The sequence below is a fragment of the Halomicroarcula saliterrae genome, from assembly GCF_031624395.1.
Taxonomy (GTDB): Archaea; Halobacteriota; Halobacteria; order Halobacteriales; family Haloarculaceae; genus Haloarcula; species Haloarcula saliterrae.
This window is the reverse complement of the sequence record NZ_JAMQON010000006.1, coordinates 23844-42889: the sequence shown is the minus strand read 5'-3', so window position 1 is coordinate 42889 and position 19046 is coordinate 23844. Positions and strand designations below refer to the sequence as shown.

Genomic DNA, 19046 nt, shown 5'->3' with positions numbered 1-19046 from the left:
GGAGTGCCCAGTCCGGAGTCACTCGCTCAGGACTGGCCGGTCTTTACGTCCACGTCCTCGAAGCGGACGGTGACCGACTCGCCGTATCGGTCGCCGTTCGTCTCGTCGTGTCGCCGGAACGTCGGCGGGTCGACGGTTATCTCGATGTCGTAGGTGCCGTCCCCGGGCAGGTGGATGTTCTCGCCGTAGTGGTACAGGCCCGGATGCCAGAGCAGGTCCATGTCGACGGGTCCGACCTCCCCGTCGTCGTGGGCCGCGAGCGTCGCCGTGACGGACGCCTCGGGGACGAACCGACCGTCGGCCGCGTCGGCGACGGCCACTTCGAGGTGGCAGTTCTCCTCGCCGCTCGGCTCCGTCCACTCGAACTCGCCGTCGTCGGTCAGGTGGTAGAGCCCCTCGGCTTCCTCCTGTGCGAAGCCGACGATGTACTCCCCCGCTGTGACCATCTCGCCGGTGTGTGCGACCACCTCTATCATGTGTCGCAGCGAGCGCTGGTAGGCCTCCCCCTCGGCGGCGGCCAGCTCCTTCTGGCGCTCGTCGAACTCCTCGCTCGTCTCTTTGCGGGCTTGTTCGCTCATCGTTGACTGGTTCTTGGGGGAGCAGTCTGGAGAAGGGACGGGTGGCAATCGCAAGCGTCGCCCGGTCGGCCCGTGGCCACCGCCCCGCACTAACCCGGCTGTTGCCGGCAGCAGCTTGAACCCCCGTCCGGACGATTGACCCGTGCCTTCCGCAGTTATGAACGGACCTGACTCACCACCTGACCGACCGGCGGGGAGACACGACTCCCTGTGGCTAGCGACGGCCGAGACGACCGACTACGACGCCCTCGACGGCGGACTGCGGGTCGACACCGCCGTCGTCGGCGGCGGTATCGCCGGCGTCACGACCGCGGCGAAACTCGACGCCGCCGGACAGACCGTCGCCCTCCTCGAACGGGACCGCGTCCTGAACGGCGTCACCGGCCACACGACCGCGAAGCTGACCTCGCTCCACGGCCTCGTCTACGACCACCTCATCGACGGGTTCGGCGAAGCACAGGCCCGGCAGTACGCCGAGGCCAATCAGGCGGCCATCGAGGACGTGGCCGACACCGTCGAGGCCCGCGACATCGACTGCGGGTTCGGCCGGGCCCCGGCGTACACCTACGTCACGGCCGACGCGGACCGCCGACAGGTCCGCGCCGAGGTCGACGCCGCCCGTCAGTTGGACCTGCCGGTCTCCTACGTCGAGGAGACGGAACTCCCGTACGAGGTCAACGCAGCCGTCCGGTTCGACGACCAGGCGTATTTCCACCCGCGGAAATACCTGCTCGAACTGGCGCGAGGTGTCGCCGACGGCGACGGCCACGTCTTCGAGGAGACGACCGTCGACGACGTCGAGGACGGCTCGCCGTGTCAGGTCTCGACGGACCGCGGGACCGTTCGAGCCGACGACGTCGTCGTGGCGTCGCACTTCCCCGTCGAGGACGACGCGCTGTACTTCGCGCGGATGCGGCCCAAGCGCTCCTACGTCCTCGCGGTCGAACTCGCCACCGACCCGCCCGAGGGACTCTACTACGACCCGAACGAGCCCTACTTCTCCGTCCGACCGCACGCGACGGACTCGCTCGTTCTGCTCGGCGGACAGAACCACCGGACCGGCCACGCTGACAGCACCGAGCAGCGCTACCGGGACCTCGAACAGCAGGCCCGGGACCACTTCGACATCGAGTCCGTCGAGTACCGCTGGGCCACGCAGGACTACCGCTCGGTCGACAAGGTGCCCTTCGTCGGCCGGGCGGCGCCACAGGTCTCGAACGTCTACGTCGCCACGGGCTTTGGCGGCTGGGGGATGACCAACGGCACCGCTGCCGGGCGTCTGCTGGCCGACGAGATTCTGGGGCGCGACTCGCCGTGGAGCGACGTGTTCAAACCGAACCGGTTCAAGGCGCGGGCGTCGAAGTCGGAGTTCCTCTCGCACAACAGACACGCGATGAAACACTTCTTCTCCACCTATCTGGACAGCCAGCAGGCCCTCGACCGCGTCGCCCTCGACCCGGGCGAGGCCGGCGTCTTCGAGTCCGACGACGACCCGGTGGCTCTCTACCGTGACGACGACGGCGAGCTACACGCCCGCTCGGCGGTCTGTCCGCACATGGGCTGTCTGGTCTCGTGGAACGACGGCGAGCGCTCCTGGGACTGTCCGTGCCACGGCTCACGCTTCGACGTCGACGGCGACGTGCTCGATACGCCGGCCGTGGACGGCCTCGACGAGGTCTCCCTTCCCGGCGAGGACTGACGGCCGTCGAGACAGAACGCTGGGCCCCTCGATTAACGGAAAAGTAGTGGGCGTCGACCGCGTTTCGCAGGGCCCGCGTGTTCGGGTGCCCGTCGGTGTGCTACTCGGAATCCACGGCTCCTAGCCCCCCGGCATCGCAGACGCTGGGAGTGACTCTGGCCGTGGAAGTGACCCGCTCAGTACTGCTGGGACTGCTCGGACTGCTGCTCCGGTCGCTGCTGGAGCTGGAGCCCGCCCTGCTGCTGGGACTGTTGCTTACTCTGCTGGCTGGTCTGGGGCTGCTGCTGGGGCTGTTGCTGGAGCTGCTGCTGGGGCTGTTGCTGCCCGAACTGCTGACCCTGTGGCTGCTGAAGCTGTTGCTGTGGCTGCTGCTGGAGCTGCTGCTGCGGTTGCTGCTGGAACTGCTGTGGCTGCTGTTGCCCCATCTGCTGCTGTGGCTGTTGGGTCTGCTGGCCCATCTGCTGCTGGGGCTGTTGGGTCTGCTGGCCCATCTGCTGCTGTGGCTGCTGTTGCCCCATCTGCTGCTGTGGCTGCTGTTGCCCCATCTGCTGCTGTGGCTGCTGTTGCCCCATCTGCTGCTGTGGCTGCTGTTGCCCCATCTGCTGCTGGGGCTGTTGGGTCTGCTGGCCCTGCTGGGACGGCTGGAACTGCCCCGTCTGCGGGTCACGCTGGGGCATCTGGTGTGGCTGCTGGGGCTGCCCGTACGTCGGCTGGAGCTGGCTCGATATCTGCTCCGGCGTCACGCTCGGTGCGCCCTGCGGGCCGGCCTGTGTCGGCTGCTGCTGTGGGAGCCCGATCTGCTGGTGAATCTGGCTCTCCTGTTGCTCGCGCTGCTGTTCGTGCTGTGGCGCCTCCTGCACGAACTGTCCAGTCTGCGGGTCACGCGGCTGGAGCTCGGCCTGGATGGCCTTGTCCTCTCGGAAGGCCTCGCTCTGGCGCTGGTCCGGGCCCTGTGTGACGCCCTGGCCCTGCTGACCGAACTGCTGTGTCTGTTGTCGCTGCTGGCCTTGCTGTTGCTGCCCTTGCTGCTGATTTCCTTGGTAGCTCATGGTTCGAGTGGTGGGTTGCGGCGATGCAGCCCGGTAGGTGTCGCTCCGGGGTGGCCCACAGATAACGCGGTGCCACGCACTGTGCGGTGGGGTCGACTCCGGGCGCTCACCGCTAATCCCGTTCGGGGCAACGATTGGCCTTGATAAACCCGTTGCGACAGTTCACGGGTATATACGCCAACTACCGCCGTCAAGAAGGTGCTACTCGGCTGTTTTCGAATCGAGGCGTCGCGGTGTCCGTGCCCTCGTACCGGTCGTCGTCACCTACAACTCCGAGCGGACCGTCGCGAACGCGGCCGGGTGCGCTGGATACCGCAGAACACCGCTGTCCGGGCAAAAAATAGCGGCCGGAGCCGCTACCGAGCTGGGACTGGCGGTCGGGGTCGTCGGTAGGGCGGCTTACTGCGAGAACTGCTGGGCCGTCTGCCCGCCGGCGAACTGCTGGGTCTGCTGGCCGCCCTGTTGCTGGCTCATGCCGCGACTCTGTCCGGAGAGCTGTCGCGCCATCTGGGATGCCTGCGGAAGCACCGCGGCACACTCCTGGCAGTGCGAATGGGCGTGCTGGCCACACTCCTGTGCACAGGCCTGTGCAGCCCGCTCGAACGTCTGTACGAGATCCGAGGTGAAGCGAGAGGACCGCGGAGCGACCGCGAGCAGGGTCTCACCGATCTCGACGACGTCTTCGCAGAGCTTGATACACTCGACCATGTTCGGGTTCGCCTCCTCGATACACTTGTCGGCACACCAGCCACACACCTCGATGGCCTGTGCGACCCCCGAGAGGCTCTGGCGGTACTGCTGTGGGAGCTGACCGGCGTCCTGCTGCTGTGACTGACTCTGGTACCCCTGTTGTGCTGTCGAACTACCGCTGTACTGTGTCTGGGACATCGCAGTCGCTCGTTCACCGATGTAACGAATATAGGCGGCCGATTGTTCGTCGCCGTACAGTGGTACTACCGGCGATAACGCCCGGCTGGCTGGCACAAGGCACTCTATATTTAACAGCCACCGCGTCGCTCGGGGGTGGTACTCGCCGCTCGTTCCGGCGGTCATCCGTCGCCGAGCGCGGGTCCGGCGTGGTCACACCAGTGTCGGAACGAGCGAGTCGAAGACGTGCTTCTCGGCCTTCCGTAGGTGCTGGTGGAACGTCGGCGCCGCGATGTCCAGTGAGCTGGCCACTTCCCCGCCGGACAGCTCTCGGGGCCACTCGAAAAAGCCCGCGTAGTACGCCGCCCGCAGGACGGCCGACTGGCGGTCGGTCAACTGGTCGCTGAGCTCGAAGATGGGCGACGTGGACTGGGTCGCCCGCGTGGTCTGTTGTCGGGTGAGCATCTCTGCGCTGGGGTAGACACACTGGACGGTCTCGATGATGCCCCGGATGTCTGCGCTGGGGGGGAGCTCCAGCGTCATGTGGTACGTGCCGTCGTCGATACCGGCCTCTGCGAGCGCGCCACCGGCGTTCGCGAGCGCCGTGAGGACCGGCGGGTCCTCCAGCCGAGCCTCGAAGGTCGTCACGTCGGTGTCCTCCCAGTCGCGTATCGCGAACTCGTCCCAGTAGGCCAGCCGGTCGACGACGGTTTCGAGCAGTTCGACGCCGTCCCGCGTCACCGTCCCGTAGACGAGGTACTCGCCGTCCGTGACCGGAATCGCCTGGTCGAAAGACACCGTCCCCTCGACCGCGTCGAGCCCGAGCATCGAGTCGATATCCCCGATGTGGAAGCCGAGTCTGACGACCGTGTCGCTCATCAGCGCGCGCTTGCGCTCGACCGCGGCGATGGCGTGGCCGACGACCTCTCCCAGTTGCGTGATAACGGTCTGCTCGCGGCCACTGATGCCGTTCGGACGGTCCGAATAGACGTTCAAAACGCCGTAGACGGTCCCCTCGTGGGCTATCGGAATCGCGGCCGATGACCGGTAGCCGTACGACTCGGCGTGGTCACACCAGGGGCTGTACCGCGGGTCCGTCCGGATGTGCTGGCTGGTCTGTGTCTCGCCCGTCCGGAACGCGCGGCCGGTCGGTCCCTCGCTGTGTTCGCTCTCGGGGTCCACTGAGATACTGATGTCCTCGAGGTAGTTCTCGACGCCCGCCTCTGTGCGGACCTGCACCGTCTGGGTCCGATGGTCGGTGTCGCCGATCCAGGCGAACTCGTAGGAATCACTCGCGGCCAGGCGCTCACAGACCACCGACTCGATCTCCTCTCGGGTGGACTGGTCGATGACCGCGTCGGTTATCTCGCGGACGACCTCCTGGAGGTTGATAAGCGCGGCCAGTAGCTTGCGCTGGCGGACCAGTATCTGCTCGTCGGTCCGGCGCGCGATGGCCGAGGCCAGGATGTTCGCGGCGGACTGGACGAAGTTCACGTCCTGTTCGCTAAAGGGCTTCGCCTCGGTATCGTGGGTGCCCAGAATACCCCACGGCTCCGCCGCCGTCCCGATGATGACGCTGATGCCGCTGTACACGTCGTGGTCCGTGAGCAAGTCGGGGCCACTGAATCGCGTCTCGGCGGCGAGGTCTCGCACTACGACCGGTTCGTCGGTCGACAGCGTGTAGGCCGCCTGCGAGTCGTTGTCGGTCGCCGACACCGTCGCGGTGCCGACGAGCCCGTCGTCCCAGCCGACGCCCTCCCGGAGTAACAGCTCCTCGCCGTCTTCACCGAGGTCGAGGACTTTGCAGTACTCGTTACCCAGGGTCTCGGCGACCTGTGAACAGGTCGTCCGCATCAGCGCCTCGACTCCCCGGTCTTCGAGCGCGCTCTGGCCGAGTTCGGTGATGACCCCCTGCTGGCGGATGCGCTGCTGGAGGGCACCGTCGGTCGACTCGTCCCCGTTCGCCGTGTTCGGGCGCCACCAGACGCGGCCTCTCGCCCCGACTTTCTTCGTCTCGAGCAGGCCGTTGTCTGTGAGTTTCGTGAGCCGCTCGTACGTGCTCCGCCGTGAGACCGACAGCTCGGCCGCGATTTCGTTCGTCGTGTACGGCTCGCCCCCCTCGATGACGGCGAGTGTCTCCCGTAGCCCATCGGTCACTCTCCCTGCACTCATATCAGTACCGTATCCTGTCTGCAGCTATGAACGTTCCGTTGTCGGAGGGTCGCTGCCCGGCAACTGCGCTCCGTATGGGCTTTTCGGCCGTTTCGTGCACGCGCGCTGGCCGCTCTCGACGGTGTCGAACCTATTGGTTTAGGGCAAGCGCCTTACCGCACTGTCCTGCTCTTGTCCAATCGGGACGGCCCGACAGAACCTATGAACTCACCAGACATTTCCCACCTCGACGAGACGGCACGCCACAGACTCCTGGCCGACGACCAGCGTCGGTTCGTCATCGCGTCGCTGCGGGTGGTCCCCTGCGGGAACGAGACGACACTGGACGAACTGGCGACTACCCTCGACGGGATGGCGCAGCGGGAGGCTGTGCCGGACGCCGGCTACCGACAGAACCTCCGCTGTCGCCTCCACCACGTCCACCTCCCGATGCTGGACGACGCGGGAGTCATCGACTACGATTCCCGGACGAAACAGATCAGGCTCGGCGCTCGGGGCACCGCGACGGCCCTGGCAGAGTCCTGGTAACCCTCGCTCCTCGCAACAGTCGCGGTTTTCGACGGGCTCTCACAGCCCGCCGCCGAGACCTCTCAGTCGTCGGTCCCCGTGCCACCGTCGGACTGCTGGTTCGACGAGGCTCGCCGTCCGCTGGCCGGCTCACCGCCGTCGGTCTGCTGTTGCTGTGGCTCCGGGGCCGCCGAGGAGACGTTCCCCATCCACTGGTCGATGTTGTTGGAGACGTAGTTGTGCGCGCCCCAGCCGACGGCGATACCGACGCCGAGCGCGATGGCCGCGGCGAGCCCCCAGGCCAGCGCCCGGGCGAACAGGTAGAGGATAGCCACGTCGATGCCCATCGTGTCGAGGCCGATGACGATGGCCGTAAAGTAGAGGAACATCCGGGTCCCGGTCGCGAACCACGTCGTGTAGTCCGTCTGGGTGGCCGCCCGGGTCCGCATGATGGCGTCGCCGATGAAATCCGCGACGACGAAGCCGCCGATGATGACCGCCAGACCGGCGATGAAGGCCGGGATGTAGGAGACGACCGTCTGAATCCACGCCGAGAGCGTCTGGATGGCCAGGACGTTGGCGGCCGCGAGGATGGCGATGGCGTAGACGAACCACTTGGTTATCACGCCGAAGGTCCGCGAGACCGCGCTCTCGGAGCCGCCCATCAGCCGGCCGAGAGGTGTTTCGAGGACCATTCTGTCGAGTTCGATTCTGTCCGTGAGTCCGCTCACGAGCTTCGCCGCTGCGACGCCGAGCACCCACCCGATGAGGAGGATGACCACCGCCGCGGCGAGCCGCGGGAGGAAGCCGACGAACTGTGCGACCGTCTGTTCGAGGAACTCTGGTATCTCTAACTGGAGTACCTGTGACGTTGATACTGTCATCTGCGATGGACGTTGTCGCGCCGGCGGCTAAACGGGTGAGTTTGCAGACGCAAGGCAGACGGTGACACCGCAGTTGTCGCTGCGGTGGGGGTCAGATACCTCGCTCGTCGCTCGCGATCGCCCGCGCCGAGACGTAGGTCAACACGGCGAGCAAGAGCAGCGGAAACAGCGTCAGGAAGTGCATCAACACGAACATCCCGGGGTCCCAGTTCCAGGGGCGAATCACGGCGTACAGCCCGACGAAAAACAGCAGTATCCCCATCGGGATGATGTTGACAGTCACGTCGAGTAAGGTGTCGAACGTGGCCCAGTCCCGCTGGTCGGAGCTCTCGGCAGTGACGGGTTCGTCGGCCATACAGATTCTACGGGTCCCCCGGCGAAAAGTCTTCTTCACTGATAGCTCCGCCGGGGACGCATCTGCCGAACGCTTTTCGGGGGGCCGGTCGATGCTCCGATATGGAGGTTCCCCCACTGGCGAGCGTCGAGGGCGCGTACTGGTATCTCATCACCCTCATCCTCGTGCTGGCGCTCGTCTCGGGCGTCTACCTCGTCTTCGCCATTCTGGGCTATCTCCCGGACCCGACTCGGCTCATCTGGCTCGCCGCGCCGTGACGTGGCCCCCTACAGCGACTGGTCGCCGTCAGTCTCGCCCTCCTCGACCTCGTCCTGCAGCGACCCCCCGCGGTCGCTGTAGTCGGCGCGGCCGACGGCTCGGTCACCGACCATATTGAGAACGGACTGGTGGACCTCCTCGGCCGATTCGTACCGGACTTCGCCGCTGCTCTCGGACTGTTCGGAGAGGACGCTATCGAGCGTCTCGGAGCCGTCGGCCAGCTCCAGCTCCGCCTGGCCGTACTCTTCGAGCAACTGCTCCAGCGTCGTCGGATAGTCGTGGTCACGTAGCTGGTCCATCAGCCCGCCGAACTCGACGCCCTGTTCACGCGAGTCGCCGCCTGTCTGGTCGTTCGTCATACGGCGCAGTACTGTCACCAGCCCAATGGGTGTTGTGCAGGCACACTCAGTTCTCGCCCCGTACCGGGGCCTCTTCCTCGACCCGGTCGCCCGCTGCAGTCTGCTCGTCCACGTCGCTCGGCCGCCTCACGGAGTCGCTGCCGGCCTCCTCACCCCAGCGTCGCTGGAGCGCGTACGCGACGGCGACCGCCGCGAGCAGGCCGACGAACAGCCACAGTTTCGACCGGCCGCCGTCGTCTGTCTGTCGCCGCTCCTCGCCGTGGTCGTCCTCCGTCTCCTCGCGCGCGACGGAAGCAGACTCCGCTTCGAGGGCCTCGCGGACGGCCTCCCTGACCGGTTCCTGCAGCAGCTCCCTCACGAGCCACTGGCCGCGCTCGACCGCCGAATCCGTCCGCAGTGATGCGTTCATACAGTCGGCCAGAGGCGAGCGACGCCCGAAGCGATTTGGCCTGTATTTACAAGGCGGCGAACGCCCTCGGCGGCCGACCGAGCCGCCTCGATGTCGGCCGGAAACCGAGTAGGCGTTTCCTACCGCCGGCCGTGAACCCGTCAGGCGGCCAGTTGCGGGCAGCACAACACATAAGTAGGCATTAGCAGTAACGTGTTGGCGTGATGCAATATAGCGTGGACCACGAGTACGCGACCGCTCCCGGCCGCCGATGAGCGACGCGGACCGGGTGGCGGTCCCTCGGCAGTCGGCCTGTTCCTGTAAAATCGGCCGGACGGCGGAGACGTACGGCATCGAGGGACTCGACGACCGGCTGCTGACGGACCGCGAGGACGGCGCGAGCCTCCGCCGTCTCGAAACCGTCGTCAACGAGGCCGTTCTGCGGGCGGCGCTGCGAGGGGCCGACATCGACTACGTGCGTGACGTGTCGGCCATCTACCGGAAACTCACCGACGACGACACGAGCGCGGGCGTCCGGACGGAGACGGAGGCCTGGCTGTCGCGGACCGGCGTCGACCCCGACGAACTCCGCGGGGACTTCGTCTCCTACCAGACAGTCCGCACGCACCTCCGAAGCTGTCTCGACGTCGACACCACCCGGGAGCGCTCGCTCTCCGTCGAGGACGCCGAAGGGACCATCGAGTGGGCCCGGTCCCGGAGCAGCGGCATCGTCGAGCGGACCATCGAACGGCTCCGTGACACCGACGGGTTCCACAGCGGCTCCGTCGACGTGACCCACGTCATCCGGGTCTCCTGTGCCGACTGCGGGGCCAGCTACCCCGTCGAGACGTTTCTCGAACGTGGCGGCTGCGACTGTGACACCGATGGTTGAGACCGGCTGCGGGACCGATACCGAGTTACGTCCTCGCGGGGAACGGGTTGAATAATGACGGAGCGAGACGGAACCATGACGGTCGCCGTCGAGAATCTCGGCGGTATCGACTCTTCGACGGTGTCGCTGGCCGACGGCGTCTCCGTGCTGACGGGCCGGAACGCCACCAACCGAACGTCTCTGCTACGGGCCATCGGCGCCGCCCTCGGAGGGTCGACGGGTGCGCTCAAAGCCGACGCCGACGCGGGGTCGGTGACGCTCTCGGTCGACGGGTCGCGGTACACGCGCACCTTCGAGCGCGACGGCGGGCGGGTCCGCGTCGACGGCGACCCCTACACGACGTCGTCGACGCTCGTCGACCAGTACGCCTGCCTGCTGGCTAACAACCCCGCCCGGCGGGCGGTCGCGCGGGGCGACGCCGAGGCGCTTCGCTCGTACATCATGGCGCCCGTCGACACCGACGCGCTGGAGGCGAGGATTCGGCGGACCCGGGCGACCATCGAGTCGCTCCGGGAGGAGCGTGCGGCCGCCGAGCGCCAGCGCGAGCGGAAGCCGGAGCTCGAAGCCCGGCTGGCCGACCACCGGGCGGCACTCGCCGAGGTGCGCGAGTCACTGGAGGCCGTCCGCGGGTCGGTCGCCGCCTTCGAGGCGGACGTCGACGACGCGGAGGCGGCCCAGGCGGTTGTCGACGACTTGCGAGACGCCCGCGAGACGTACGAGCGCGTCCGCAACCAGCTGGAGACACAGCGGGACGCGCTCGCCTCCCTGCGTGCGGAACGCGACGAGGTGCGGGCCGAACTGGACGACCTCGCGGTCCCCGACGTCGACCGGAGTCGCCTCGAAGCCGAGATAGAGCGCCTGAAGCGGCGCGAACGCGACATAGAGACCACGGTCAACAGCCTCCTCTCCATCGTCGAGTTCAACGAGCGACTGACCGACCGGGGGGAGCTACCGGCCGGTGGCGACGGCGAGGTCACCGACGCGCTCGACCCGACGGGGGAGACCGTCGAGTGCTGGACCTGTGGGACGACTGTCGAGCGGGGGGCCATCGACGAGCGCCTCGACGACCTCAGAGACGTCATCGACGAGAAGCGGACCGAACGGAACGAACTCCGCTCGAAGCGGGAGGACCGGCGAGCGGACCTGGCCGACGTCCGAGAGGTAGTCGACCGGCGGCAGGCGCTGGAAGCCGAGGTGGGCGACATCGAGGCGGAAATCGAGGAGCGCGAGGCGACTGTCGAGGAGCTAGAGGCCCGCACCGAGACGCTCCAGTCCCGCATCGACGAGCTCGAAGCCGAGGCGGAGGCGTCCGACGAACTCCGCGACAGCGACCTGCTGGAGCAGTACCAGCGCCGCTCGGAACTGGCCTACGAACGGGGCCAGCTCGAAGAGCAGATCGAGTCAGTCGAGGCCGAACTCGACGACGTGCGCGAGGCCGAATCCCGAATCGAGGAGATCGAATCGCGCCTCGACGAGCGCGAGGCGGAGCTGGCGGCCGCCCGCACCCGCATCGAGGAACTGGAACGGTCGGCCGTCGAGACGTTCAACGACCACATGGAGACGGTGCGGGCCACGTTGGGGTACGAGAACGTCGAACGGGTGTGGATCGAGCGGGCGGTCCGGGACGACGACGACGCTGACAGCGAGTTCCGCCTCCACGTCGTCAGAGCGACCGAGGCGGAGGTCGTCTACGAGGACACCGTCGACCACCTCTCCGAGTCCGAGCGCGAAGTCATCGGGCTGGTCGTCGCTCTGGCGGGCTATCTCGTCCACGACGTCCACGAGACGGTGCCGTTCATGCTGCTGGACTCGCTGGAGGCCATCGACGCCGACCGCATCGCCGCTCTGGTCGAGTATTTCGCGGCGTTCGTCCCACATCTCGTCGTTGCGCTCCTGCCGGAAGACGCGCAGGCGCTCCCGGGCGAGTACGAGCGCATCCGGATGGGTCAGGCTCCCGCCTGACCGGCAGCCGACGCCCCGTGAGACGCACTCTGGCATCCGTCGAACGCGACGGTACGCTCGGCCTATCGGGAGAGATATCAGACTAACGTATATCTAGAGAATCTGTCCTTCGCTGCAATCCGCCCGGTCGATTCGAACCGAGACGGCGGTCGGACTCGCCAACAGGTCGTCGCTTGTGCCACCGTAACCCAGGGAACGGTGTACCCCCGATTCAAATAGGTGGCAGCGCAAAGACGGGTGTGACTTCCGAGCAGATAACTGCTGCCGACGTCATCAACTGGGATTCGCTCGGGGAGCTGTCCCGTTCGTTCGAGCGACGCGAGCTAGTGTCTCGGCCGGACCTCGGCGCTCGGAACGAGCGTGTGCCCGAACTCGGTGCGGACGAGTACAGTCGCTCGAAGCGTACGCTCCGGTACGTTCAGGACTCAGTTGAAATATTAGAATATATATATTTGGGCTGTCGTCACCGCTGGCTAACCACTCTTATCGCGCCTCTCCACCGACGGGTCGGCCGGGCGGAGCACCTGTCGCCCGCCCACCGTCCGGTGACGTGGTCGTGTTCGCCCGGCACACGACCACAGTACGTTATTTGAGACAGGCTTATAGGTCAAAGATAGAAAATTACGTGCATGACTGTGGGTGACTCGCCGACCGGCCGCCGCGCGCTCCTCGCCGCGGTGCCCACTGCTCTCTGTGGCCTGAGCGGCTGTGCGGGCGTTCTCGGAGGCTCCCCGTCAGTTTCGCTGCTCGTCGCGGGGAGTCTGAACAACGCCGTCGAAAACGGCCTCCGGTCGGCGGTCGACGCGCGCCTCCAGCCGGAGGCGTACGGCTCCGCCGTGGTGGCCCGACTGGTCGCCGACGGGCGGAAAGACCCCGACATCGTCTCCCTCGCGGACGTTGCCCTGTTCGACGCGCTGCTCTCGGCCGAGTGGGTCGCCGAGTTCGCCACGAACGCGTTGGTCGTCGTCTACAACCCCGAGACTGCGGCCGGGGAGCGACTCGCGAACGGTGCGCCGTGGTACGACGTGCTGCTGGAGGACGACACCTCGCTGGGCCGGACCGACCCGGACCTGGACCCGCTTGGCTACCGGACGCTGTTCTGTCTCGACCTGGCGACCGACTACTACGGAACGGACTTGGACCTCAGGGAGGCCATCCCGGGGCCCGACCAGCGCTACCCGGAGACCCAGCTCGTCAGCCAGTTCGAGACCGGCGCTATCGACGCCGCCGTCGTGTACCGCAACATGGCCACGGAACGGGGCTACGACTACGTGGACCTCCCGGCCGAAATCGACCTGAGCGACCCCACACTGACCGAACGTTACGGGGCGACCAGCTACGAACTGCCCGACGGGACCGTCGTCTCGGGCGACGTCATCAGCTACGGCTCGACGCTGCGACACGAGTCACAGCGGACCCGCGAGGTCTTCGAGGCGCACATCACGGGCGAGTACCTGACCGAGTTCGGCTTTACCGTCCCCGACGACTACCCCCGCTACACTGGCAATGTCCCGGAATCGATCACGAACTGAGGCGGTCGTCGGGCGGTTCGACTGGCTCTCCGTGTCGTTCGTCCTCGGCGGCTTGCTCCTGTGTTACTACCTCGTGCCGCTGCTCTCGCTGGTCCTCAGCCAGCCACCGGGAACCGTCGTCCGGCGGCTGGGGTCACCGACCGTCCGCTCCGCGGCGGCGACGTCGCTGACTACCTCGCTGCTCAGCACGGCGTTAGCCACCGTCTTCGGGCTCGGACTCGCGTACTGGCTGGCCCGCACGGAGGGCCTGCTGCAGACAGTCCTGACCTCGCTGGTCGTCCTCCCGCTCGTCCTGCCACCGGTCGTCAGCGGGATGCTGTTGCTGACGGTCGTCGGGCGGGGGACACTGCTCGGTCAGCTCGCGGCCGCGAACGGCCTTCGGTTGACCGGCTCGCTCGTCGGCGTCGTCCTCGCGCAGACGTTTGTCGCCTCACCGTTCGTCGTTATCACGGCCAAAGCGGCCTTCGAGAGCGTCGACCGCAGCCTCGAAGACGCCGCGCGCACGCTCGGACAGGACCGACTCGCGACCTTCCGGCGGGTGACGCTGCCGCTGGCCTGGCCGGGCATCCTGGCCGGCATCACGCTCGCGTTCGCCCGCGCCATCGGGGAGTTCGGTGCGACGATCATGCTCGCGTTCTACCCGCGGACGCTGCCGGTCCAGATATGGGTCTCCTTCCAGTCGCTCGGGGTGGAGAACGCGTTCACGGTGGCGGTCATCCTCGTCGGCGTCGCCGTGGCGACGCTCGTCGTGCTCAACGCGCTGGGGACGAACCCACTGGAGTGACGGCCGGCTCAGACGCGCGGCTGGTCGACGACGCAGTCCCCACATCGGGGACAGAGCAGCCGGCGGCGCGGGGTGGTGTCGTCGCCGATCCAGTCGCCGTCGAGGGGGCTCTCGTGGTCACAGGTCGGGCAGAACAGCCGGGCCTTGGCGGGGCGTTGCTCGGACGTGGGCGGGTGTTTGAGGGTCATCTCTTGGGGGAGTAGGTGTGGCCGAGGGCGGCACAGCAGACGTTCAGGAGGACGAGTCCGACGACCAGCAGCGGCGCTGCGGTGACCGCACCGGACACCAGCGCGGCGGCGATGACCAGGGGAAGCGGGATACTCGCCCAGAAGGCCGCGCCACAGAGCGCCGTCCGGCAGCGGTCGATCACTGCCGTGACGTGGCTCTTGCGGGCGGGCAATCGGGGGTTGGAGGGGTCGAGCGTGGACATGGGTGGATCGCTTGTTCTACCCATGTTCCCCCACCCCCATATAAACGGCAGACCCCTAGCACGGATTCGCGTTTGTTCACCCGATACAGCGTCTTTCACCCCATTTTACTGCAACTTTTCGCGCGCTGAAACTCTTCGAGAACCGTCGAGAAATTTTAAAACCGTCTCTGAGGCCGTAACTTCCACTCCCTAACGGTCAACGACATGCGGTTTTGCGTCCGCGTCACCGAGGCGGTTCCCGTCGCCCCGGCGCAGGACGACCGCCAGCACGACGACTAACTGACGAGAAATGCCGGCCTCCGAGCCGACAACGGCACGGGTTGTGGAGCCACGTCCCACACGAGAACCAGTCAGACAGGCTCCGCTTCCATTCAATCGTAAAACCAATTTGCGACCGTCTACATTCCAACTACGTAGAGGTTAACTTTAGAGTATGCAGTTACTACAGTCGAATACGTTCCTTGTACTACCGACTAACTATTATAGATGGGGACGAGCCTACGGTACGTAACACGCCCGACAATGTCCCGAACAAACCGACCTGTCCACCTGACAGCCCTCGACAGTGCCGATGATTGAGCGGCTCCGCTCGCTGTTGCCCCGCACACCGACTGTCGTCCACGAGTGCCGGCAATGCGGGCGGACCGTCGAGGAGAGCACCGACAGCTGCCCGGCCTGTGGGGCTCGCAACATCGCGAGCTACGCGGTGGAATAACGAGCTGTGGGAGTTCTGCGCCGCTGCGGTGGCCTCTCGCACCGTATTGGATGGATTTATTTCGGCCCACTCGGAAGAGGGCCCCATGTCCGGGCGACAGACGCGGCGACGGTATCTCGCGACGCTGGGGGTGGCTGGAGCGGTCGGGATAGCCGGCTGTTCCAACGACTCAGACAACCGAACCCCCACCGGTGACCCCTCCATCCCCGCCGATATCGGTCGCTGGGCGACGTTCGGATACGACGCCGCAAACACCGGCTCGGCGCCCCAGGAGACGGGGCCGACGACGAACGTCATCGTCCAGTGGCAGTTCCCCACCGGGAAACAGGTGTTTAGCTCCCCGACGGTCGTCGACGGGAGCCTCTACGTCGGCAGCAACGACGCGAACGTCTACTGCCTCTCGGCCGTCACGGGCGCCGAACAGTGGCGCTTCACGACCGACGACCTCGTCCGGTCCTCGCCGACGGTGGCCGACGGGACCGTCTACGTCGGGAGCTACGACGGCTACCTCTACGCGCTCTCGACCGGCAGCGGCGAGCTGGAGTGGAAGTTCGAGGCCGGCGCGTCGGGGAACCCGCTGGTGAGCGGCTACCCGTTCGCCGCCGCCCCGACGGTCGTCGACGACACCGTGTACGTCGGGAGCAGCGACGACAGCGTGTACGCGCTCGACGCGGAGAACGGCGACGAACAGTGGTCCTTCGAGACCGGCGGGCAGGTCCGGACGACGCCGGCGGTGGCCGACGGGACCGTCTACGTCGGCAGCGGTGACGACACGGTGTACGCCCTGTCGGCGGCCGACGGGGCCGAGCAGTGGGCCTTCGACACCGGGAACTCGGTCGACGCCTCGCCGGCGGCGTCCGGCGGCTCCGTCTACGTCGGCACCAGCGGCGGGGACGTGCTCTCCCTGTCGGCGGCCGACGGGAGCGTCCAGTGGCGAAGCGAGCGCGGCGGCGAGGTCGTCGCCTCGCCCGCGGTGGCCGAGGAGGCCGTCTTCGTCGGGAACACGGACGGCAGCGTCAGCGCGCTGTCGACGGCCGACGGCGGCGAGCAGTGGACGTTCGAGACTGACGGCGCCGTCCGGTCGCCGCCGTCGGTCGCCGGCGGCAACGTCTACGTCGGCAGCGACGACAACACGCTGTACATCCTCTCGACCGGCGACGGGCTCGTCCAGTGGGAGCTCGCGACCGACGGGTCGGTCGAGGCCTCGCCCGCGATCGCGGACGGCGTCGTCTTCACCGCCAGCGCGGACGGCAGCGTCTACGGGCTGACCTCGCCGTAGTGTCGCCCTCGACACCGCCGGTTCTCAGTCCACGCCGCTCGCGGTCGGCTCCGGCAGACTCGGCAGCGTCGTTCCCTGGGTCGACACCGCCGCTGTGGCGCTGACGACGCCGGCGTGGAGCGCGTCCGCGTCGTCAGCGCCCGCGTCGGTGGCCGCCAGCACCCCGGCGAGCAGGGCGTCGCCGGCCCCGACGGTGTCGACGACCTCACAGTCGATTGCGGGCTCGTGGACGACCCCGTCGGCCGAGACGAGGACGGCTCCCTCGGGGCCGAGCGACGCGAGGACTCGGTCGAACCGGTCACCGCGGAGTTCCCGCGCCGCCTCGATGGCGGACTCGACGCCGGTTATCTCCCGCCCCGTGGCCGCTTCGAGCTCCGTGACGTTCGGTTTACAGAGCTCGAACTCGGCGTCTAACTCCCGGAGGAGGGGGCCGTCGACGTCGACGACGGTCTCCCACGGGCCGGCCCGCGCGAGCCGGTCGATGGCGTCGCTGTCGAGGCCGGGCGGGAGGCTGCCGGCGACGACGACCGTCCCGGGCGAGCGCGTCCGGAGCTTCTCGACGACGGCGTCGACGTCGGCCGGGGACACCTGCGGCCCGGCCTGGTTGAGCTTGTACTCGTCGTCCGCCGCGAGGACGGTGGTGTTCATTCGGGTCACCCCCTCGATGTCGACGAACGCCGTCGCGATACCGGCCGATTCGAGCCGCTCGGCGACGTGGCGGCCGACGAACCCGCCGAGGACCCCGGTCGCCACGGTCTCGGTCCCCATCGCGGTGAGATACTTCGAGACGTTGATACCCTTCCCGCCGGGGTCGAACCGCGCGTCCTCGACGCGGATGACCTCGTCCGGCGCGAGCGGGCCGTCGACCCGCATGGTCTGGTCGACCGCTGGGTTCAGCGTGACGGTCCCAATCACCGCTGGACCACCCGCTTGGTCCGCGTGAGCCGCGTGATTGACTCCTGGACGCCCTGTCCACCGATACCGCCGAGCCGGTCGCGCTCGACGCTGACCGCGCCGGCCGCGTCGGGGCCGTGCACACGGACCGTCCCGGCGTCGATGGCCGCGGCGACGTCCATCGCCCGGCTGTGGCTGTCGGTGAAGACGGTCGCTGCGAGTGCGGGGCCGGTGCTGTCCGCGATACGCAGGGCGTCCGACTGGGAGCCGAAGGCGGTGACCGGAACCACGGGACCGAGCTGTTCCTCGCGGCGCAGCGCCGCGTCGGCGGGTACGTCCGAGACCAGCGTCGGCTCGACGGTCAGCCCGTCGGCCTCGCCGCCCCGGACCAGCTCCGCGCCCCTCGCCACGGCGTCCCGGAGCCGACTCGTCAGGCGCTGGACGTGCTCCTCGTCGCGCAGCGGTGCGACCGACGTGGCCTCGTCGAACAGGTCGCCGGCGGTCCAGCTCGCCAGCTCCTCGGCGATGCGGTCGACGAGCTCGGCCCGGACGGAGTCGTGGACGAGAACGTGGCTGGCACCGGCGAGTCGCCGGTCGACGCCGCTCGGGCCGTCGCCAGCGATGGTCGCCGCGGCCGCGTCGAGGTCGGCGTCCGGGAACACGAGCGCCGTCGCCGTCCCGCCCAGCTGCAGATCGAACCGCGTGACGCCGGGGTGGCCGGTCGCGCCCGGCGCGGCGGTCGACCGGGAGTCGATGACCGCGGCCACGTCGTTTGTGGCGGTCTCGCTGCCCTTCGCGACGACGTAGACGCTGGGGACGAAGCTGCACGCCCCCGCCGGGAGGTGGGGGTCGACTATCTCGGCGAGTTTCGAAACGGTGACCGACGCCGTGGTCGGCGGGTTCAACAGCACGCTGTTGCCGGCCGCGATGGCGGGGGCGACCTGCAGGGCCGCGGTGGCGAGGGGCGCACGGGCCGCCGGGCGACAGCGGACGACGCCCAGCGGCGCCGCCCTGACGAGCGAGTTGTCGCCGGTCCGCTCGACCGTCGTCCAGGTCCGGTACTCGCCGGTCAGCGACCGCAGCTCACCGGCGACCCGGTCGAACTGCTCGGCCGCGCTCTCCACCTCGGTCCGCGCGCTCGCTATCGGCGTCCCCGATTCGCGGACGACGCTCTCAGCGAGTTCGGCCCTGCGCTCCCGGACACCGGTCGCGATAGCTTCACACCACTCCGCCCGTCTGAGCGCCGGCGTCTCCCGGAGCGTCGGCATCACCGCCGAGGCGGACTCGACCGCGTCCGAGAGCGTCCCGTCGTCGGCCGTCTCGACCGTCGCCAGGACGTCGCCGGTGGCGCGGTCGGTCACCTCGACGCCCTCACCGGTGGCCCGGGACTCGCCGGCCACGGACGGGCTGACGTGGGCGCCCGTCTGCTCGGAGACCATGGC

At 67.8% G+C, this 19046-nt stretch carries 21 protein-coding genes; 10 read left to right on the top strand and 11 right to left on the bottom strand.

The features are described 5' to 3' along the window. Positions 1-26: 26 nt before the first annotated feature. The gene (locus NDI56_RS18165; protein WP_310921123.1) at positions 27-578 is read right to left on the bottom strand and encodes an iron transporter; all 552 of its coding nucleotides are present in this window, start codon (positions 576-578) and stop codon (positions 27-29) included. A gap of 157 nt (positions 579-735) precedes the next feature. Between NDI56_RS18165 and NDI56_RS18160 the strand changes: the two genes are divergently transcribed. After that, on the top strand, positions 736-2277 hold the full coding sequence (locus NDI56_RS18160; protein ID WP_310921121.1) for an FAD-dependent oxidoreductase: 1542 nt from the start codon (positions 736-738) through the stop codon (positions 2275-2277). Between the two features lie 161 nt (positions 2278-2438). Continuing rightward, positions 2439-3470: a hypothetical protein gene (locus NDI56_RS18155; protein WP_310921120.1), complete on the top strand. Its 1032-nt coding sequence runs from the start codon at positions 2439-2441 to the stop codon at positions 3468-3470. A 255-nt stretch (positions 3471-3725) separates the two neighbouring features. On the opposite strand, the gene NDI56_RS18150 is transcribed toward NDI56_RS18155, so the two are convergent. Both NDI56_RS18150 and NDI56_RS18145 read right to left on the bottom strand, forming a co-directional pair. Next, positions 3726-4214 carry a four-helix bundle copper-binding protein gene (locus NDI56_RS18150; RefSeq protein ID WP_310921119.1) on the bottom strand — a complete coding sequence of 163 codons (489 nt, stop codon included), beginning with the start codon at positions 4212-4214 and terminating at the stop codon, positions 3726-3728. A gap of 192 nt (positions 4215-4406) precedes the next feature. Continuing rightward, a complete protein-coding gene (locus NDI56_RS18145; protein ID WP_310921118.1) occupies positions 4407-6365 on the bottom strand; it encodes a bacterio-opsin activator domain-containing protein in 1959 nt (652 codons plus the stop codon). Between the two features lie 201 nt (positions 6366-6566). Between NDI56_RS18145 and NDI56_RS18140 the strand changes: the two genes are divergently transcribed. Further along, the gene (locus NDI56_RS18140; RefSeq protein ID WP_310921116.1) at positions 6567-6893 is read left to right on the top strand and encodes a DUF7344 domain-containing protein; all 327 of its coding nucleotides are present in this window, start codon (positions 6567-6569) and stop codon (positions 6891-6893) included. Between the two features lie 62 nt (positions 6894-6955). On the opposite strand, the gene NDI56_RS18135 is transcribed toward NDI56_RS18140, so the two are convergent. Next, entirely contained in the window at positions 6956-7756 is an 801-nt protein-coding gene (locus NDI56_RS18135) for a mechanosensitive ion channel family protein (protein WP_310921115.1), read from the bottom strand. Between the two features lie 91 nt (positions 7757-7847). Beyond that, positions 7848-8111, bottom strand: a complete 264-nt coding sequence (locus NDI56_RS18130) for a DUF6684 family protein (protein WP_310921114.1) — start codon at positions 8109-8111, stop codon at positions 7848-7850. 101 nt (positions 8112-8212) lie between these two features. On the opposite strand from NDI56_RS18130, the gene NDI56_RS18125 reads away from it, so the two are divergent. Then, a complete protein-coding gene (locus NDI56_RS18125; protein ID WP_310921113.1) occupies positions 8213-8368 on the top strand; it encodes a hypothetical protein in 156 nt (51 codons plus the stop codon). 9 nt (positions 8369-8377) lie between these two features. On the opposite strand, the gene NDI56_RS18120 is transcribed toward NDI56_RS18125, so the two are convergent. Both NDI56_RS18120 and NDI56_RS18115 read right to left on the bottom strand, forming a co-directional pair. Continuing rightward, positions 8378-8728 carry a DUF5789 family protein gene (locus NDI56_RS18120; RefSeq protein ID WP_310921111.1) on the bottom strand — a complete coding sequence of 117 codons (351 nt, stop codon included), beginning with the start codon at positions 8726-8728 and terminating at the stop codon, positions 8378-8380. Between the two features lie 46 nt (positions 8729-8774). After that, positions 8775-9137: a hypothetical protein gene (locus NDI56_RS18115; RefSeq protein ID WP_310921110.1), complete on the bottom strand. Its 363-nt coding sequence runs from the start codon at positions 9135-9137 to the stop codon at positions 8775-8777. Between the two features lie 250 nt (positions 9138-9387). On the opposite strand from NDI56_RS18115, the gene rdfA reads away from it, so the two are divergent. The 4 genes from rdfA to NDI56_RS18095 all read left to right on the top strand — a co-directional run bounded on the left by rdfA (position 9388) and on the right by NDI56_RS18095 (position 14286). Then, positions 9388-10008, top strand: coding sequence for a rod-determining factor RdfA (rdfA, locus tag NDI56_RS18110; protein ID WP_310921109.1), 621 nt, complete (start codon positions 9388-9390; stop codon positions 10006-10008). A 54-nt stretch (positions 10009-10062) separates the two neighbouring features. Continuing rightward, positions 10063-11970, top strand: coding sequence for an archaea-specific SMC-related protein (locus NDI56_RS18105; RefSeq protein WP_310921108.1), 1908 nt, complete (start codon positions 10063-10065; stop codon positions 11968-11970). A gap of 629 nt (positions 11971-12599) precedes the next feature. Continuing rightward, positions 12600-13502 carry an extracellular solute-binding protein gene (locus NDI56_RS18100; RefSeq protein ID WP_310921107.1) on the top strand — a complete coding sequence of 301 codons (903 nt, stop codon included), beginning with the start codon at positions 12600-12602 and terminating at the stop codon, positions 13500-13502. Next, complete coding sequence (locus NDI56_RS18095) at positions 13477-14286, top strand: ABC transporter permease (protein ID WP_310921106.1); 810 nt, start codon at positions 13477-13479, stop codon at positions 14284-14286. The genes NDI56_RS18100 and NDI56_RS18095 overlap by 26 nt, the downstream gene beginning before the upstream one ends. Before the next feature lie 8 nt (positions 14287-14294). Here the strand turns inward: NDI56_RS18095 and NDI56_RS18090 are convergent, their stop codons facing one another. Both NDI56_RS18090 and NDI56_RS18085 read right to left on the bottom strand, forming a co-directional pair. Next, complete coding sequence (locus NDI56_RS18090) at positions 14295-14474, bottom strand: DUF8106 domain-containing protein (protein ID WP_310921105.1); 180 nt, start codon at positions 14472-14474, stop codon at positions 14295-14297. Next, positions 14471-14740, bottom strand: a complete 270-nt coding sequence (locus tag NDI56_RS18085; RefSeq protein ID WP_310921104.1) for a DUF8028 family protein — start codon at positions 14738-14740, stop codon at positions 14471-14473. Before NDI56_RS18085 ends, NDI56_RS18090 begins: the two co-directional genes overlap by 4 nt. A gap of 547 nt (positions 14741-15287) precedes the next feature. Here NDI56_RS18085 and NDI56_RS18080 point away from each other — a divergent pair. Both NDI56_RS18080 and NDI56_RS18075 read left to right on the top strand, forming a co-directional pair. Continuing rightward, entirely contained in the window at positions 15288-15431 is a 144-nt protein-coding gene (locus NDI56_RS18080) for a hypothetical protein (protein WP_310921103.1), read from the top strand. Positions 15432-15516: 85 nt separating this feature from the next. Beyond that, entirely contained in the window at positions 15517-16710 is a 1194-nt protein-coding gene (locus tag NDI56_RS18075; RefSeq protein WP_310921102.1) for an outer membrane protein assembly factor BamB family protein, read from the top strand. A 24-nt stretch (positions 16711-16734) separates the two neighbouring features. Here the strand turns inward: NDI56_RS18075 and pfkB are convergent, their stop codons facing one another. Together pfkB and NDI56_RS18065 are read right to left on the bottom strand one after the other, a co-directional pair. Next, entirely contained in the window at positions 16735-17625 is an 891-nt protein-coding gene (gene pfkB / locus NDI56_RS18070) for a 1-phosphofructokinase (protein WP_310921101.1), read from the bottom strand. Then, positions 17622-19043, bottom strand: a complete 1422-nt coding sequence (locus tag NDI56_RS18065) for an aldehyde dehydrogenase family protein (RefSeq protein WP_310921100.1) — start codon at positions 19041-19043, stop codon at positions 17622-17624. The genes pfkB and NDI56_RS18065 overlap by 4 nt, the downstream gene beginning before the upstream one ends. Positions 19044-19046: the final 3 nt, after the last annotated feature.

What these genes read in the sequence shown, in the direction of transcription:
- NDI56_RS18135 (WP_310921115.1), bottom strand. Translation starts at nt 7,756, where the DNA reads ATGACAGTATCAACGTCACAGGTACTCCAGTTAGAGATACCAGAGTTC.
- NDI56_RS18160 (WP_310921121.1), top strand. Translation starts at nt 736, where the DNA reads ATGAACGGACCTGACTCACCACCTGACCGACCGGCGGGGAGACACGAC.
- NDI56_RS18090 (WP_310921105.1), bottom strand. Translation starts at nt 14,474, where the DNA reads ATGACCCTCAAACACCCGCCCACGTCCGAGCAACGCCCCGCCAAGGCC.
- NDI56_RS18080 (WP_310921103.1), top strand. Translation starts at nt 15,288, where the DNA reads ATGATTGAGCGGCTCCGCTCGCTGTTGCCCCGCACACCGACTGTCGTC.
- NDI56_RS18065 (WP_310921100.1), bottom strand. Translation starts at nt 19,043, where the DNA reads ATGGTCTCCGAGCAGACGGGCGCCCACGTCAGCCCGTCCGTGGCCGGC.
- rdfA (WP_310921109.1), top strand. Translation starts at nt 9,388, where the DNA reads ATGAGCGACGCGGACCGGGTGGCGGTCCCTCGGCAGTCGGCCTGTTCC.
- NDI56_RS18105 (WP_310921108.1), top strand. Translation starts at nt 10,063, where the DNA reads ATGACGGAGCGAGACGGAACCATGACGGTCGCCGTCGAGAATCTCGGC.
- NDI56_RS18150 (WP_310921119.1), bottom strand. Translation starts at nt 4,214, where the DNA reads ATGTCCCAGACACAGTACAGCGGTAGTTCGACAGCACAACAGGGGTAC.
- NDI56_RS18085 (WP_310921104.1), bottom strand. Translation starts at nt 14,740, where the DNA reads ATGGGTAGAACAAGCGATCCACCCATGTCCACGCTCGACCCCTCCAAC.
- NDI56_RS18165 (WP_310921123.1), bottom strand. Translation starts at nt 578, where the DNA reads ATGAGCGAACAAGCCCGCAAAGAGACGAGCGAGGAGTTCGACGAGCGC.
- NDI56_RS18100 (WP_310921107.1), top strand. Translation starts at nt 12,600, where the DNA reads ATGACTGTGGGTGACTCGCCGACCGGCCGCCGCGCGCTCCTCGCCGCG.
- NDI56_RS18075 (WP_310921102.1), top strand. Translation starts at nt 15,517, where the DNA reads ATGTCCGGGCGACAGACGCGGCGACGGTATCTCGCGACGCTGGGGGTG.
- NDI56_RS18115 (WP_310921110.1), bottom strand. Translation starts at nt 9,137, where the DNA reads ATGAACGCATCACTGCGGACGGATTCGGCGGTCGAGCGCGGCCAGTGG.
- NDI56_RS18120 (WP_310921111.1), bottom strand. Translation starts at nt 8,728, where the DNA reads ATGACGAACGACCAGACAGGCGGCGACTCGCGTGAACAGGGCGTCGAG.
- NDI56_RS18140 (WP_310921116.1), top strand. Translation starts at nt 6,567, where the DNA reads ATGAACTCACCAGACATTTCCCACCTCGACGAGACGGCACGCCACAGA.
- NDI56_RS18095 (WP_310921106.1), top strand. Translation starts at nt 13,477, where the DNA reads ATGTCCCGGAATCGATCACGAACTGAGGCGGTCGTCGGGCGGTTCGAC.
- NDI56_RS18145 (WP_310921118.1), bottom strand. Translation starts at nt 6,365, where the DNA reads ATGAGTGCAGGGAGAGTGACCGATGGGCTACGGGAGACACTCGCCGTC.
- NDI56_RS18125 (WP_310921113.1), top strand. Translation starts at nt 8,213, where the DNA reads ATGGAGGTTCCCCCACTGGCGAGCGTCGAGGGCGCGTACTGGTATCTC.
- NDI56_RS18130 (WP_310921114.1), bottom strand. Translation starts at nt 8,111, where the DNA reads ATGGCCGACGAACCCGTCACTGCCGAGAGCTCCGACCAGCGGGACTGG.